The sequence below is a fragment of the Cedecea sp. NFIX57 genome, assembly GCF_900177785.1.
GTDB classification, from domain to species: Bacteria; Pseudomonadota; Gammaproteobacteria; order Enterobacterales; family Enterobacteriaceae; genus Cedecea; species Cedecea neteri_C.
This window is the reverse complement of record NZ_FXAS01000002.1, coordinates 122984-138741: the sequence shown is the minus strand read 5'-3', so window position 1 is coordinate 138741 and position 15758 is coordinate 122984. Positions and strand designations below refer to the sequence as shown.

General features: G+C 56.1%; 16 protein-coding genes. 9 read left to right on the top strand and 7 right to left on the bottom strand.

The features are described from left to right. Positions 1-48 precede the first annotated feature (48 nt). Both B9Y90_RS02035 and B9Y90_RS02030 read left to right on the top strand, forming a co-directional pair. On the top strand, positions 49-789 hold the full coding sequence (locus B9Y90_RS02035) for an SDR family NAD(P)-dependent oxidoreductase (protein WP_039294254.1): 741 nt from the start codon (positions 49-51) through the stop codon (positions 787-789). Between the two features lie 13 nt (positions 790-802). Beyond that, entirely contained in the window at positions 803-1012 is a 210-nt protein-coding gene (locus B9Y90_RS02030) for a tautomerase family protein (protein WP_085540054.1), read from the top strand. A 15-nt stretch (positions 1013-1027) separates the two neighbouring features. On the opposite strand, the gene dauA is transcribed toward B9Y90_RS02030, so the two are convergent. The 4 genes from dauA to lolB all read right to left on the bottom strand — a co-directional run bounded on the left by dauA (position 1028) and on the right by lolB (position 5393). Next, positions 1028-2722 (bottom strand): C4-dicarboxylic acid transporter DauA, encoded by a 1695-nt coding sequence (dauA, locus tag B9Y90_RS02025; protein WP_085540126.1) that lies wholly within the window; start codon positions 2720-2722, stop codon positions 1028-1030. Positions 2723-2827: 105 nt separating this feature from the next. Beyond that, positions 2828-3775 (bottom strand): ribose-phosphate diphosphokinase, encoded by a 948-nt coding sequence (gene prs / locus B9Y90_RS02020; protein WP_008454180.1) that lies wholly within the window; start codon positions 3773-3775, stop codon positions 2828-2830. A 125-nt stretch (positions 3776-3900) separates the two neighbouring features. Beyond that, positions 3901-4770 (bottom strand): 4-(cytidine 5'-diphospho)-2-C-methyl-D-erythritol kinase, encoded by an 870-nt coding sequence (ispE, locus tag B9Y90_RS02010; RefSeq protein WP_085540053.1) that lies wholly within the window; start codon positions 4768-4770, stop codon positions 3901-3903. Beyond that, positions 4770-5393, bottom strand: coding sequence for a lipoprotein insertase outer membrane protein LolB (lolB, locus tag B9Y90_RS02005; RefSeq protein ID WP_039294240.1), 624 nt, complete (start codon positions 5391-5393; stop codon positions 4770-4772). The genes ispE and lolB overlap by 1 nt, the downstream gene beginning before the upstream one ends. Before the next feature lie 202 nt (positions 5394-5595). On the opposite strand from lolB, the gene hemA reads away from it, so the two are divergent. The 6 genes from hemA to kdsA are packed head-to-tail and all read left to right on the top strand — an operon-like array spanning position 5596 to position 10902. Continuing rightward, positions 5596-6852, top strand: a complete 1257-nt coding sequence (gene hemA / locus B9Y90_RS02000; protein ID WP_085540052.1) for a glutamyl-tRNA reductase — start codon at positions 5596-5598, stop codon at positions 6850-6852. A 36-nt stretch (positions 6853-6888) separates the two neighbouring features. Next, positions 6889-7971, top strand: coding sequence for a peptide chain release factor 1 (gene prfA / locus B9Y90_RS01995; RefSeq protein ID WP_085540051.1), 1083 nt, complete (start codon positions 6889-6891; stop codon positions 7969-7971). After that, positions 7971-8801: a peptide chain release factor N(5)-glutamine methyltransferase gene (gene prmC, locus B9Y90_RS01990; RefSeq protein WP_085540050.1), complete on the top strand. Its 831-nt coding sequence runs from the start codon at positions 7971-7973 to the stop codon at positions 8799-8801. Before prfA ends, prmC begins: the two co-directional genes overlap by 1 nt. Positions 8802-8821: 20 nt before the next feature. Further along, positions 8822-9211 (top strand): SirB2 family protein, encoded by a 390-nt coding sequence (locus tag B9Y90_RS01985; protein ID WP_008454190.1) that lies wholly within the window; start codon positions 8822-8824, stop codon positions 9209-9211. Positions 9212-9213: 2 nt separating this feature from the next. Then, entirely contained in the window at positions 9214-10023 is an 810-nt protein-coding gene (gene sirB1, locus B9Y90_RS01980; RefSeq protein WP_039294232.1) for an invasion regulator SirB1, read from the top strand. A 24-nt stretch (positions 10024-10047) separates the two neighbouring features. Next, positions 10048-10902 (top strand): 3-deoxy-8-phosphooctulonate synthase, encoded by an 855-nt coding sequence (gene kdsA, locus B9Y90_RS01975; protein ID WP_008454194.1) that lies wholly within the window; start codon positions 10048-10050, stop codon positions 10900-10902. Positions 10903-11016: 114 nt separating this feature from the next. Here the strand turns inward: kdsA and chaA are convergent, their stop codons facing one another. Next, positions 11017-12120, bottom strand: coding sequence for a sodium-potassium/proton antiporter ChaA (chaA, locus tag B9Y90_RS01970; RefSeq protein ID WP_039294226.1), 1104 nt, complete (start codon positions 12118-12120; stop codon positions 11017-11019). A 572-nt stretch (positions 12121-12692) separates the two neighbouring features. Between chaA and B9Y90_RS01965 the strand changes: the two genes are divergently transcribed. Next, the gene (locus tag B9Y90_RS01965) at positions 12693-13388 is read left to right on the top strand and encodes a gamma-glutamylcyclotransferase (RefSeq protein ID WP_039294223.1); all 696 of its coding nucleotides are present in this window, start codon (positions 12693-12695) and stop codon (positions 13386-13388) included. A 34-nt stretch (positions 13389-13422) separates the two neighbouring features. Here B9Y90_RS01965 and B9Y90_RS01960 read toward each other — a convergent pair whose 3' ends face one another. Both B9Y90_RS01960 and B9Y90_RS01955 read right to left on the bottom strand, forming a co-directional pair. Continuing rightward, positions 13423-13668, bottom strand: coding sequence for a DUF1883 domain-containing protein (locus tag B9Y90_RS01960; protein WP_061272463.1), 246 nt, complete (start codon positions 13666-13668; stop codon positions 13423-13425). A 222-nt stretch (positions 13669-13890) separates the two neighbouring features. Next, positions 13891-15678: a methyl-accepting chemotaxis protein gene (locus B9Y90_RS01955; RefSeq protein WP_085540049.1), complete on the bottom strand. Its 1788-nt coding sequence runs from the start codon at positions 15676-15678 to the stop codon at positions 13891-13893. Between the last annotated feature and the right edge of the window lie 80 nt (positions 15679-15758).

Sequence of the window (15758 nt, the reverse complement as noted above, 5' to 3'; positions counted from 1 at the left end):
TTATGTCATAAGTATAGTGAGCTCCACATTCACCCACAGGAGCAAATCATGAACTCAACCCCAACCGTTATTGTGACTGGCGCCTCGAGCGGTATTGGACTGGCTATCGCCCAGGCTTATCTGGCTCGCGGCTACAACGTTGTCGGCAATGGCCGCACGCTGAAGCGCTTAGAAACGGCTGCGGCAAGCCTGGGGAACCCGGCGAACTTCCTGGCGGTGGCCGGAGATATTGCGCTGAAGGCCACCGCAGAAGCGCTGTTCAGGCAGGCAATCGCCGCTTTTGGCCGCGTGGATATTCTGATCAATAACGCCGGGATCTTTATCCCGAAACCGGCGAGCGACTATAGCGAGCAGGATATTGATGCGCTGATCAACACTAACCTGAAAGGGTTCCTGTTCCCGTCACAGCTAGCCGCCAGCCATATGAGCAAAAACAAGTCGGGTCATATTGTGAACATCACGGCGAGCGTGGCCATGCAGCCCAACGTTAAGGTGCCTGCATTGCTGCCGGTAATGGTGAAAGGCGGTTTGAACCAGGCGACCAGGGCGCTGGCTTTAGAACTGGCGGCGGACAATGTGCGGGTTAACGCCGTTGCGCCCGGCATTATCGAGACGCCGCTGCACGCAGATTATTCAGGCTCGGTAGGTTTTCTAAGCTCGCTGTCTCCGAGCGGGAAGACAGGCACCGTGCAGGATGTGGTGAATGCTGTGTTGTACCTGACGGATTCACAGTTCGTCAGCGGCACGGTAATGGCCGTGGACGGCGGCAGTACCGCCGGGATTTGGTAACAGGAGACCCGCTATGCCATACTTTAATATTCGCGTCACCCGGGAAGGGGTTAGCGCAGAGCAGAAGCTGGCGCTGATTGAGGGCGTCACCGATCTGCTGGAGCAGGTATTAAACAAAAAGCCCGCCGACACATTTGTGGTTATCGACGAGGTTGAAACCGACAACTGGGGCGTGAACCGTGAAAGTGTAACGACCCGGCGTCAGCGAGAAGCCGGGCAGTAGGTACGACACTGGCCGCTAGTTGGCGGCCAGTGCAGCCTGTACGTCCGGGAAGAACGCAAGACGGCCTGCAATCGGCTTAACGCCAGCCCGCGCAAGGGTGCGCAGCGGCTGGAATTCAAGGTTTGTTACCCGCAGCTCACAGCCTTCCGGCAATTTCTCCACAAAGCGCTGGAAGGCATCCAGGCCGCCAGCGTCCAGCACCGGCACGGCATCCCACTGCAGAATAACCACACGATGTCCCGGTACCTGCTGGGCTAACTGGGTAAACAATCCTTCGGCAGCGGCAAAAAACAGCGGTCCCGTGACGCGCAGCGCCAGTACATCCTCCGGCGTATTCACATTGCTAAGCGGCGCGAGGCGTGTCATACGCGCCACCCGACGCATGAAAAGCAGCGAGGCGAGCACAATGCCGACGCTGATGGCAATCACCATGTCAAACAGCACGGTCAGCGACATGCAGATCAGCATCACGATGATGTCGTCTTTCGGCGCACGGCGCAGCAGGTTGACGACTTTATGCGCCTCGCTCATGTTCCACGCCACCATCAGCAGCAGGGCCGCCATCGCCGAAAGGGGCAGCCAGGAAAGCAGGGGGGCGAGTGCCAGCAAGGCCAGGATCACCAGCAGCGAATGAATAATGGCGGCCACCGGCGAGGTCGCGCCAGCACGAACGTTGGCGGCGGAACGGGCAATGGCTGCGGTGGCGGTAATGCCGCCGAAGAACGGAGCAATAATATTCCCCAGCCCCTGGCCAACAAGCTCGCTGTTGGCGTTGTGCTTGGTGCCGGTCATGCCATCCAGCACCACCGCACAAAGCAGCGATTCAATGGCGCCCAGCATGGCCATAGAAAACGCGGCAGGCAGCAGCGCGCTCAGCGAATCCCAGCTCAGCGTGAAGTCCGAATTGGGCATCGCCCACGGGAGCATGAGCTGAGGAAGCAGTTGAGGAATGCCGTTACCCTGGGTGCCGTCGGCCAGCATGTAGTGGAACCGGGAGCCTATGGTAGCGACTTCGCCGCCCAGTGAAGTGACGATAGCCATGACGGCGCAGCCCGCCAGTAGCGCAGGCAGATGCCCCGGCAGGCGGATCCCCAGGCGAGGCCAAAAAATCAGGACTGCCAGCGTCACGATGCCAATGGCAGCGTCACCCATATTCACCGTGGGCAGCGCCATCGCCAGCGCGGCCACTTTATTCAGATAGTGTTCCGGCACGTGCTCCAGCGTCAGGCCGAAAAAGTCCTTCACCTGCATCGTCGCAATAGTGATCCCGATCCCCGAGGTAAAGCCCAGCGTCACCGACAGCGGAATGTACTCGATAAGCCGCCCAAAGCGCGCCAGCCCAAACAGGATCAGGAATATCCCGGACATCAGCGTGGCAACCAGCAGACCCGCAAGCCCGAACTGCTGTGCGACCGGGTAGAGGATCACCACGAAAGCCGCTGTCGGGCCGGAGACGCTGAAGAGCGAGCCGCCGCTAAGGGCGATGACAATCCCGGCGACGGCGGCGGTGTACAAACCGTACTGCGGCGCAACGCCGCTGCCGATGGCCAGCGCCATAGCCAGAGGAATAGCAATGATCCCAACGGTCACGCCGGCGATGGCGTCGCGGCTAAAGCGGGACAGGGTGTACTTTTCGCGCCAGCAGGCATCTATCAGGACGCGAAAAGGCATTACGTGAGAAGAAGATACGGTTTTCACTTGTGATTCCATCCGTGAGCGCATCATCTGTCGTTCAGGCAGGTGAAGGAGGCATTGAAAAAAGAGTAGTACAAAAACGAAAAAACCCGCCGCAGCGGGTTTTAAAAGCAACGTCTATCAGTGTTCGAACATCGCAGAGATAGATTCTTCGTTGCTGATACGACGAATAGCTTCAGCCAGCATACCGGACAGGGTCAGGGTGCGGACGTTTGGCAGGGCTTTGATTTCGTCAGACAGCGGGATGGTATCGCAGACAATCACTTCGTCGATCACCGAATTGCGCAGGTTGTGCACCGCGTTTCCGGAGAAGATTGGGTGAGTTGCATAGGCGAATACGCGTTTAGCGCCGCGTTCTTTCAGCGCTTCCGCTGCTTTACACAGGGTGCCGCCGGTATCGATCATGTCGTCAACCAGCACGCAATCACGGCCGGACACGTCACCGATGATATGCATAACCTGAGAAACGTTAGCGCGCGGACGGCGCTTGTCGATGATAGCCATATCGGTGTCGTTCAGCAGCTTAGCGATAGCACGGGCACGTACCACGCCGCCGATGTCCGGGGAAACCACGATTGGGTTTTCCAGACCGATTTGCAGCATATCTTCCAGCAAGATTGGGCTACCGAAGACGTTGTCTACCGGGACGTCAAAGAAGCCCTGGATTTGTTCAGCGTGCAGGTCCACGGTGAGAACACGGTCAACCCCTACGCTTGAGAGGAAGTCAGCAACGACTTTCGCAGTGATTGGCACACGAGCGGAGCGCACGCGGCGGTCCTGACGAGCGTAACCAAAGTAAGGGATAACAGCGGTGATACGACCTGCAGAAGCGCGGCGCAGGGCATCAACCATAACAACCAGTTCCATCAGGTTGTCGTTCGTTGGGGCACAGGTGGACTGGATGATGAAAATATCACCACCGCGTACATTTTCGTTGATTTGTACGCTTACTTCACCGTCGCTAAAGCGACCGACGGCGGCGTCACCAAGGGAGGTGTACAGGCGGTTGGCAATACGTTGTGCTAGTTCCGGGGTGGCGTTACCAGCAAAAAGCTTCATATCAGGCACGAGAAGAACCTCAGGCATGCGTCCAGTGGCGGATGGTTGCTACCGCATTATGTGCGGGCGGGGTAGCCCCCATCCAGGCGGTGTATTAAAGAGCACGATGCAACGTCTGAAACGAGGTGACGTTGTCACCAATGCCCAGCTTGCCCGGATATGGCCTGATGCAGCGGAGATCTATTAACGCCTCGCGCAACAAACCCATGCAGCCATTCCGGGGCTTGCTCAAGCACCTGCCGGGCGGCCTGCTCGGTGTTAAATTCAGCAAACACACAAGCGCCGGTGCCGGTCAGGCGCGACGGCGCGTATTCTAACAGCCAGGAAAGCGCGGCATCAACCTCGCGAAAACGTTTTCTTGCGATAACCTCACAATCGTTGCCAAATTCACATTTTAGCAACGTCGTAATTGACCTGACCGGGGTTTCGCGCGGGAGGTCCGGATCGCCAAAAATGACCGGCGTTGGAATACTCACGCCCGGATGCGCAACCAGGTACCATTTTTCTTCAGGTTCAACCGGCGTCAGGATTTCACCGACGCCTTCAGCAAAGGCGGCGTGGCCCCTGACAAATACCGGCACGTCGGCACCAAGGCGAATGCCCAGCGCGGCCAGTTCGTCTTCGCTGCAGCCGGTTTTCCAGAGATGGTTCAGCGCCACCAGCACGGTGGCCGCGTTGGAGGAGCCGCCACCCAGCCCACCGCCCATCGGGAGCCGCTTTTCAACACCGAGATCAGCCCCTGCGCCATCTGGCAGGGTGCCTTTTTCTGTGGCGTACTCCACCAGCATACGGGCGGCGCGCACAATCAGGTTTTCTTCGTCAGGCACGCCGTCAATCGGCGTCACCAGTTGAATGATGCCGTCGTGACGCGGTTCGATGGTCAGCGTATCGCCATAATCGAGAAACTGAAACAGCGTCTGCAGGTTGTGATAGCCGTCGGCACGGCGGCCGGTGATGTACAGAAACAGGTTCAGTTTTGCAGGAGAAGGCCAGTGGGAGATCATTATTTCACCGTCCAGCTGTCCATTTTCAGCTTGATGCGCTGGTCGCCTTCGCGCAGTTCCATGTTGGACGGCAGAGAAGGTTGGGTTTTGCTGTCGTAATCGCTGTACACCACTTTCCAGGTTTTTCCTCCCTGGGTGTAATTTACTTCGCGCAGGCGGTACTGGTCGTCCAGCTTGTAGTCTGTGGAGTCGCCCGGCAGGCCGAGCATCCACTGGCGCAGGCTGTTCAGCGGAATAGGCATCCCGGTCAGCTTGCCGATCATCTCTTCCGCATCTGTGGCGGTGTAGCGCTTGCCGTCGCGGTCGGTTAACTGAACCCGATCCGGCTGAGCGTTAAGCTCAAGTTCGGTGCTGCCGAGCGGGTTAGTCAGCAGCAGGCGGTAGCGGTCCGGGGCAGTTTGCTGCCAGTTAAAGCGGGCATATACCTTTTGGCTATCGGAGAGATAAGCAAAAGCGCCACGCGTCTGATACTGGGTGATTTTTTGCACTTGTTGCTGGTGTTCTAACCACTGCGGCGAGTCAGGACTTTTGCCCGGGCCGCTCGGTTGGTTGACTGAACAGGCAGCCAGTACGAGGCTGGCAAGGGGCAGAAGGCGCATCAGACGGGCTTTTGGCATCAACATGGCGGCAGCAAATCCTTAAATTCATTTTTGTGGTCAACCGTTCATGCTAGCGGGCGGGCGGCAGGGCGTCTACGGTCATGTTGTCTTAAATCATAAATCATCCACTTACTCCGCAAGGGGAAGCTCTCTTTTATTGATTCGGCTCATCCTGTATGATGCGACCAGAAATCCTTATCAACATCGGTATTACTCAGACCGCTCCATGACCCTGTTAGCGTTAGGAATTAACCACAAAACCGCGCCAGTATCGCTGCGAGAACGTGTAACGTTTTCGCCAGACACGCTCGACCAGGCGTTGGGCAGCTTGCTGGAACAGCCTATGGTCCAGGGCGGGGTGGTGCTGTCGACCTGTAACAGAACTGAGTTATATCTGAGCGTTGAGCAACAGGAAAACCTGCACGAAGCGCTGGTACGCTGGCTGTGTGACTACCACAACCTCAACGAAGAGGAAGTGCGCAAAAGCCTTTACTGGCACCACGATAACGACGCCGTCAGCCATCTGATGCGCGTGGCCAGCGGCCTGGATTCCCTGGTACTGGGCGAACCTCAGATCCTCGGGCAGGTGAAAAAAGCCTTTGCCGATTCCCAAAAAGGCCATTCGCTTTCAAGCGAGCTGGAACGCATGTTCCAGAAGTCCTTCTCCGTTGCCAAGCGCGTGCGCACCGAAACCGATATTGGCGCCAGCGCCGTTTCCGTCGCGTTTGCCGCCTGCACCCTGGCACGGCAAATCTTTGAATCACTTTCCTCGGTTACCGTCCTGCTGGTCGGTGCCGGGGAGACAATTGAACTGGTTGCCCGCCATCTGCGCGAGCACAAAGTTGAGAAGATGATTATCGCCAACCGTACCCGAGAACGCGCCCAGGTGCTGGCCGATGAGGTCGGCGCGGAAGTGATTAGCCTGAGCGAGATTGACGAACGTCTGGCGGATGCCGATATCATCATCAGTTCTACCGCCAGCCCGCTGCCTATTATCGGCAAGGGGATGATGGAACGCGCGCTTAAAGCTCGCCGTAACCAGCCGATGCTACTGGTAGACATCGCCGTACCGCGTGATGTTGAACCGGAAGTCGGTAAGCTGGCGAACGCCTACCTTTACAGCGTGGACGACCTGCAGGCCATTATTCAGAGCAACCTCGCGCAACGCAAAGCGGCGGCGGTTGAGGCTGAAACTATCGTGGCGCAGGAATGCAGTGAATTTATGGCCTGGCTGCGCGCGCAAAGCGCCTCCGAGACCATTCGCGAATACCGTAGTCAGGCAGAGCAGGTGAGAGACGACCTCACTGCCAAAGCGCTGGCTGCCCTGCAACAGGGTGGCGACGCGGAATCCGTATTGCAGGATCTGGCCTGGAAACTAACCAACCGCCTGATTCATGCCCCAACCAAATCGCTCACGCAGGCTGCCCGTGACGGGGATGACGAACGCCTGCAAATCCTGCGTAACAGCCTCGGGCTGGATTAGCACACACAACTCTTATTACAAGGTGAACCACCGCCCATGAAGCCTTCTATTGTTGCCAAACTGGAAGCCTTGCAGGAGCGCCATGAAGAAGTTCAGGCCCTGCTTGGCGATGCCTCGACCATTGCCGATCAGGACCGCTTCCGCGCCCTGTCTCGTGAATATGCCCAGTTAAGCGATGTATCGCGCTGTTTCCTGCAATGGCGTCAGGTACAGGAATACATTGAAACTGCAGAAAGCATGCTCAGCGACCCGGAAATGCGCGAAATGGCGCAGGAAGAACTGGCCGAAGCGAAAACCAGCAGCGAAGAGTTGGAGCAGCAGCTTCAGGTTCTGCTGCTGCCAAAAGATCCCGACGATGAGCGCAATGCGTTTGTCGAAGTTCGCGCCGGCACCGGCGGGGACGAAGCCGCGCTGTTTGCCGGCGATTTGTTCCGCATGTACAGCCGCTATGCGGAATCCCGCCGCTGGCGCATTGAAATCATCAGCGCCAACGAAGGCGAGCACGGTGGTTTCAAAGAAGTGATCGCCAAAATCAGCGGCGAGGGCGTCTATGGCCGCCTGAAATTTGAATCCGGCGGCCACCGTGTACAGCGTGTCCCGGCCACTGAATCCCAGGGGCGTATTCATACTTCCGCTTGTACCGTGGCGGTGATGCCGGAAATCCCGGAAGCTGAACTGCCGGACATCAACCCGGCGGATCTGCGCATCGATACTTTCCGTTCCTCCGGCGCGGGCGGCCAGCACGTTAACACCACCGACTCTGCCATCCGTATTACCCACTTGCCGACCGGCATTGTGGTGGAGTGCCAGGATGAACGTTCTCAGCATAAAAACAAAGCCAAGGCGCTTTCTGTACTGGGCGCGCGTATTCGCGCCGCCGAAGTAGCCAAACGTCAGCAGGAAGAGGCTTCCACCCGCCGCAATCTGCTTGGCTCAGGCGACCGCTCTGACCGCAACCGGACCTACAACTTCCCGCAGGGGCGCGTGACCGACCACCGCGTTAACCTGACCCTTTACCGTCTGGATGAGGTGATGGAAGGTAAAATCGACGCCCTGATCGAGCCGATTGTGCAGGAGTTCCAGGCCGATCAGCTCGCGGCGCTGTCCGAGCAGGATTAATGGAGTTTCAGTCATGGCTTCGCCAGGCCGTTCAACGCCTGGCGCAAAGCGAAAGCCCGAAGCGAGATGCGGAGATTTTACTGGGGTTTGTCACCGGCAAATCCCGTACGTTTATTCTCGCGTTTGGTGAAACTATGCTGACTCCAGCTCAGGAAACCGAGCTTGATGATCTGCTGGCGCGCCGGGAACGCGGCGAGCCTATTGCGCATCTTGTTGGGGAGCGGGAATTTTGGTCGCTGCCGCTGCGTGTTTCTCCGGTGACGCTTATTCCTCGCCCTGATACTGAATGCCTCGTCGAACATGCGTTATTAAAGCTGCCAACCGCTCCGTGCGCAATTTTGGATCTTGGCACCGGGACTGGCGCTATTGCCCTGGCGCTGGCTAGCGAACGCCCTGACTGCGCTGTCACCGCGCTGGATGTGGTGCCAGAAGCGGTAGAGCTGGCAAAAATGAACGCAGACAACCTGGGTATAACCAACGTCAGAGTGCTGCAAAGTCACTGGTTTAGCGCCCTCGATGCCCAGCGTTTTGCGCTGATTGTCAGTAATCCACCGTATATCGACGAAGCCGATCCGCACCTCAGTGAAGGGGACGTTCGCTTTGAGCCGAAAAGTGCGCTGGTGGCGGAGAATCACGGCCTGGCCGATTTAGAAACCCTGGTTAGCGATTCACGCCGTTTTCTCGAGCCCGGCGGCTGGCTGGTGCTGGAGCACGGCTGGACGCAGGGCGAAAGCGTGCAGCGTTTACTGCGGGACGCCGGTTTTACCGAGGTTGCAACCTACAAAGATTATGGCGATAACGATCGCCTGACGTCAGGACGCTATCTTTGACTTATTAAGGAACAGACATTTTGGCGACTTATTTCTCACTTAAATATCTGCATATTTTCACCGTCGTTATTTCAATCAGCCTGTTTGTTTTACGCTACTGGTGGCAATATCGCGGGTCGGTGATGTCCGGCAAGCGCTGGGTGCGTATCGTACCGCACGTTAATGATACGCTGTTATTGATCAGCGGCTTTGCGCTGGTTATGGTCACGCATTTCTATCCTTTTACGCCGCAGGGAACGTGGCTGACTGAAAAGCTGTTTGGCGTTATTATCTATATCGCTTTAGGTTTTATCGCGCTGGGAAAACGCCCGCGCAGCCAGCAGGTTCGTTGGTTTGCTTTTCTGCTGGGGCTGGTGGTGCTCTACATCATCATAAAACTCGCCACCACTAAAATACCGATATTGGGGTAAGTATGAAGTCGTTAGCCGATTTCGAATTTAATCAGGCACCGCTCTGCGAGGGCATGATTCTGGTCTCGCAGCTGATTCGGGATGATTTCCCGACCGCAGAAGTGAAAGCGCAGCTTGGGGAGCTGGTCAGCCTGGCAAAAGAAGAGATTTGCCAGGGGGCACATCCCGACCTGCAGCTGGAAAAACTGCTGGAACTCTTTTACGGCGAATGGGGTTTTAAGGACTCAGGTGGCGTGTATCGCCTGTCCGACGCCCTGTGGCTGGACAACGTTTTAAAAAGCCGTCAAGGGAGCGCAGTTTCCCTTGGGGCAATATTGCTTTGGCTTGCCGAGCAGCTTGATATTCCGCTGATGCCGGTTATCTTCCCAACGCAGCTTATTCTGCGCGCCGACTGGATGGATGGCGAAATGTGGCTTATCAATCCGTTTAACGGCGATACGCTGGATGAGCACACGCTGGAAGTGTGGATCAAGGGCAATATTAACCCGACGGCGGAACTGTTTGACGAAGATCTGGACGAGTCCGACAACGCGGAAGTGATCCGCAAACTGCTGGACACGCTCAAGTCCGCGCTGATGGAGGAGCGGCAGATGGAGATGGCGCTGCGCGCCAGCGAAGTGCTGCTGCAGTTTAATCCTGAAGACCCATATGAAATCCGCGACCGCGGCCTGATTTATGCGCAGCTGGACTGTGAGCACGTGGCGCTCAACGACTTGAGCTATTTTGTTGAGCAGTGCCCGGAAGATCCGATTAGCGAAATGATTAAGGCGCAAATCAATTCGATTGCGCACAAGCAGATTACCCTGCATTAAGTTCACACCTGATAAGGCGAACATATGAAACAAAAAGTGGTTAACATTGGCGATATCAACGTCGCAAACGACCTGCCGTTTGTGCTGTTTGGCGGCATGAATGTGCTGGAGTCCCGCGACCTGGCGATGCGCATCTGCGAGCATTACGTGACCGTGACCCAAAAACTGGGTATCCCGTACGTGTTCAAAGCCTCTTTTGATAAAGCTAACCGTTCATCCATTCACTCTTACCGCGGCCCTGGCCTGGAAGAGGGCATGAAGATTTTCCAGGAGCTGAAGCAAACCTTCGGCGTGAAAATCATCACTGACGTGCATGAAGCTCACCAGGCACAGCCTGTGGCAGATGTGGTTGACGTGATTCAGCTGCCCGCTTTCCTGGCTCGCCAGACCGACCTGGTTGAAGCGATGGCCAAAACCGGCGCCGTCATCAACGTGAAGAAGCCACAGTTCGTCAGCCCAGGTCAAATGGGCAACATCGTGGATAAATTCGCCGAAGGCGGCAACGACAAAATCATCCTGTGCGATCGCGGCACGCAGTTCGGCTACGACAACCTGGTTGTCGACATGCTGGGCTTCAGCGTGATGAAGCAGGTCTCTAACGGCGCGCCGGTGATTTTCGATGTGACCCACGCGCTGCAATGCCGTGACCCGTTTGGGGCGGCGTCAAGTGGCCGTCGTGCTCAGGTTACTGAACTGGCTCGCGCCGGGATGGCCACTGGCCTTGCCGGTCTGTTTATTGAAGCGCACCCGGACCCGGACAACGCCCGCTGCGATGGCCCATCCGCGCTGCCGCTGGCGAAGCTGGAAGCTTTCCTGACCCAGATTAAAGCGATTGACGATCTGGTGAAAAACTTCGAGCCGCTGGACACCAGCAAGTAATTGCTGCAAAAAAGAAAACCCGCTTCGGCGGGTTTTTTTATATTTGTTTCCCTCTCCCATGGGGAGAGGGAGTAAACATTAAAGACTGCCCTTACAGGCAGTCTTGTTGTTCACTCAGGCAAAGATTGTCATCAGGTAGGCAGCGAACAGCGCAAGGTGCGCGGTGCCGTTAAGCACGTTGGTGCGGCCGGTGGAGAACGAAATCTGACACAGTACCAGCGCTGCCATCATCACCACCATCTGCGGCATGCCGAGGGAGAAAATCAGGTCGTTGCCGGTGAACCAGGCAATCAGCGTCACCGCCGGTACAGTCAGGGAAATGGTGGCGAGCACGGAACCGAAGAACAGATTCATGGCGCGCTGTACCTGGTTGCTCAGCACCGCTTTTAACGCCCCCAAACCTTCCGGAGACAGAATCAGCAAGGCGACCAGGAAGCCGGTGAACTGAGCCGGGGCATCCATTGCGTCCAGGAGATGCTCCAGCGGGTTGGCGTTCATCTTGGTCACGGCGATCACCGCAATCAGGTGGACGATAAGCCACGCCGTATGCCATGCAGAACTGTGCGCGGACGGCTTGCCGTGGTGCGGGTCGTCGCTGTCGCCTTCATCTTCGTGCTCGTAAACAAACAGGCTCTGGTGCGTTTTTGTTTGAATAAGCAGGAACACGCCGTACATGGCGGCAGAAATCAACGCCACAAGCAGGGACTGACCCAGCGAGAAATTACCGCCCGGCAGCGCCATCGGGAACACCAGCACGATCACCGCCAGCGGGAAGAGGGCGATCAGGTACTGTTTAATACCAAACAGGTTCATGTACTGCGTGGCAAATTTGCGGCCGCCCATCAGCAGGGAGAAGCCCACAAGGCCACCGGTCACAATCATGATGATGGAATAGAGCGTGTCGCGCATCAGCGTTGGGGCAGCATCGCCGGTGGCCATCAGCGCGGAAATCAGGCTAACTTCAAGAATAACGACCGACAGGCTCAGAATCAGCGAGCCGTAGGGTTCACCCAGACGGTGCGCCAGCACGTCCGCATGACGAACAACGCTAAAGGCACTGCTCAGGATGGCGACCAGCGCCAAAATATTGATGCCGACAACCACCGGCAGGGACTGGCTTGACCCCCACATCGCCAGTACCGCCAGTGCCAGTACCGGGAAAATGAGAGAACTCTCCTTGTGGCGGGTTTTTACCGCCTCATGTTGTGTTTTTGTCATTCAACTTCTCCATCTCTGCAGGCGATAACCTGTTTTGATCATTATAGTCAGGTTTTTGAAGTCATATAAACTAGCAAAAAACCGTTACTTTTAGTTAAAAATTTACTTATTTTTACGGCATTTATTTGAATTTAAGTCTGGTTTGCCAAAATGACATGTATTCTTTATTTAATTTAAATAAAACATATCGATATGAATTTCATTAAATCAAATAACCGTTATTTTAGACGGTGTTTGTCCCGGGTATTGGCATGAAAATCATAACCTGAGCGCGAAATCAGTATGTTAGAGATACAGTAACGGGTGAGTGCATTGTTTACAAACAAAGGTGTTATGAAAATTAACCCTCCATTATGTATGCCTAATTTATTGGCGACAGAGTAACACACGCCAGTCTGGCAAGAAAAAATGACAATTTATCTGTTTTGTGATCGTTATCATGCTTGCCAGCGCGCGGTGAATTGCTTATGGTCTTGATATATTGCTCTATTAGTAGGCAAAAGTTGTCAATAAATGCCGGGAAGGCGCAGCGTGTGCAGTCGCACGGAAGCAAGCAGTGGCGGAGGTATATCGTGTTAACGCGTGATTTCTTAATGAAAGCGGATTGTAAGACGGCTTTTGGTGCCATTGAGGAATCGTTACTGTGGTCCCCTGAGCAGCGTTCGGCGTCTCTTGCCGCCACGCTCGCTTGTCGCCCAGACCAAAGTCCGGTATGGCTCTTTGGTTACGGTTCACTGATGTGGAACCCGGCTTTTGAATTTGAAGAGTCAGCCCCCGGCATGCTGGTGGGCTGGCATCGTGCATTTTGCCTGCGGTTGACGGCAGGGCGTGGAACCGCCTGTCGCCCAGGGCGTATGCTCGCGCTTAAAGAGGGCGGCAGAACAACCGGGCTGGCTTATCGGCTGCCGGAGGCAGGGCTGGAAGACGAGCTGACGCTGGTCTGGAAGCGGGAGATGATCACCGGCTGTTATTTGCCAACCTGGTGCAAACTCGAGTTGGATGATGGGCGGACGGTCAACGCGCTGGTGTTCATTATGGACCCGCGTCACCCGCTTTATGAGGCAGATACCCGGGCAGAAACCATCGCGCCGCTGATCGCTTCTGCCAGCGGGCCGCTGGGCACCAATGCGCAGTATCTTTTCGCTCTCGAGCAGGAGATGAAAAAGCACGGTATGCAGGACGATCGTATGTCAGAGTTGGCAAACCAGGTGCGAGCCTGGCTGAACGGGCATGAGGATGACAGCGGACTGCAGCCCGGTTTTGCATAGGAAGAAGAAGGCCACCGAAAGGTGGCCTTAGTTTTTATGCCGGAACATAACTGATGGAGTGCTCCAGCGACTGCGTATGGCTGTCGATCAGTACTTTCCAGGTCCCGCTGTAGGGCACGGCGATATAGGCCGACTGGCGATTTTGCACGCTTAGCACGTCGGCCTCCGCGCTGCCGCGTTTGTCTGAGTCGCACATCAAATGGATATGACAGTTATTCGAACAGCGAACCACCACGGTATCGCCACCAAAAAGTTTTAGACTGGCTTTTACTACTGGCATTTTTCACTCCACTTCCGCATCAAACATGGCCTGCTGGCCCCCAAAGGTGCTGTCCTGGTTCGTGATGTTGTTCACAAATCACTCGTGGCATCACACCAGAGCCGAGAGGGGTAAATGCTGATACTGATCAAAAAATGCCGCAACGATTAAACAATAATCATATTGTGCCTGAAACCTTTCAGCTGGCGGGCGTTTCGTTGGCAAACGTCCGCCAGCGCATCATTAAATACGGAAATGCCCCGCGGTTTCCGCTAACTCTCCAGCCTGACTTTGCAATGCACCCGCCGCCGCTGCAGATTCCACTACCAGTTCAGCATTCTGCTGTACCATATTGTCCAGATGGGTCACCGCGTGGTTAATCTCCTGAATGCCTTTCATCTGTTCGTCGGTCGACAGGGTTATCTCGCGCATGATGACCCGCACGCTGCCAACGCTTTGTTCTATTTTGTCCATCGCTTCACCGGCCTGGCGCACATAAAGCGAGCCATCGGCAATGCTTGCGGTGGTGGAGTCGATCAGGCTTTTGATCTCCTTCGCCGCCTGCGCGCTGCGGCTGGCGAGGTTACGCACTTCACCTGCCACTACGGCAAATCCCCGGCCTTGTTCTCCGGCGCGAGCTGCCTCCACGGCAGCGTTTAATGCCAGGATATTGGTCTGGAAAGCGATGCTGTCAATGACGCCGGTGATATCGCCAATCTTGCCTGAGGCCTGCTCAATGGCCTGCATGGTGGTAATGACCTTCGAGACCACTTCGCCCCCGCGCTCGGCGGCTTCACCGGCGCTATGGGCCTGAGTATTCGCCTGTGCGGCAGAAGCCGTAGAGTTTGCGACAGAGGCGGTAATCTGCTCCACGGCGCTGGCTGTTTCCCGCAGGCTGGAGGCAGCCTGTTCGGTACGGGCAGAAAGCAACTGATTGCCTGCGGCAATTTCGTTGGCGGCGACTTTTACCGAGGCGCTGGAGTCCCTGAGCTGGGTCATGACTACGCCCAGCTTGTCGCTGAAGGCGTTAAAGGCGTGGGCAATTTCCGTCACTTCGTCGTGACCGGTTTCCGGCAACCGCTGAGATAAATCATTTGTACCGCTGCTGATGGCGCGCATCCCGTCGCGAATCGTCCCGAGGCGGCTCATCACCTTGCTAATCAGCAGATGCACAACCGCGCCGGAAATCAGCACCAGCACCAGCAGTGCAATGGCGGAAGCCTTCAATAAAGCGCGCATCCCCGAAGTGGCATCATGTTCGTCGAGGGTCACGACCAGATACCAATGTGTGCCGCTAATCGGCGTGGCCATCAGCTGCTTGCTTTGCCCGCTGATTGTGCCGACGGCGCGATGTGTATCGCCGAGCAACTGAGGTAAATCAGCCTGTTGAACGGCATCAGAAAAGGCTTTCAGCGTCAGCGCAGGATCCTGACCGGCAATCAACGTTCCATCGCTATTGATCAGCAGCCCGCTGCTGGCGGGCGTAGGGTGAATGCTGCGCACGTTCGCCACCACGCTGTCCATCGCCACATCCCCCGCCACGACGGCTTTAAGGCTGCCATTTTGCTTAATGGGCACAGCAAAAGTCACGACCAGTTTACCGGTCCCGGCATCCACGTAAGGGGCGGTGACGACGGGGCCATCGTCCTTCACCACCTGCTGATACCACGGGCGCCCGGTGGGGTCGAAGTCGGCCGGGACCCCCGTCGGATCAGAGAATTTTGCGGTTTTATTCGCATAGCCCACGTAGATGTTGGTGAAGCCACCGGCTTTGGCCAACTGAGTGAACACCGGGATGGGGTCTTCGCTCAGTGCGGCGTTTTCCAGAGAACTCACGATGGCCATTTTACCGCTGACCCAGTCGCCAATAGCAACGGAATGGCTCAGGCTGGTGCTGGTTAATGTGTCGGTGATGGCGCGCTGGTTATCGCGGCTGGTGACGATGTAATTGATAAAGGTGTTAAGACTTAAAGCTGAGACCAGGCAAATTGCCGTGACTAAAAGAAGACGTGTACGAAGAGATCTAACCATAATTATTATCCTGCTGCTGTGTTGTCCTAAGCAAAATATCGGCAACAATTGCAGGTAACTTGATGGCGCGGGAGAGGGTA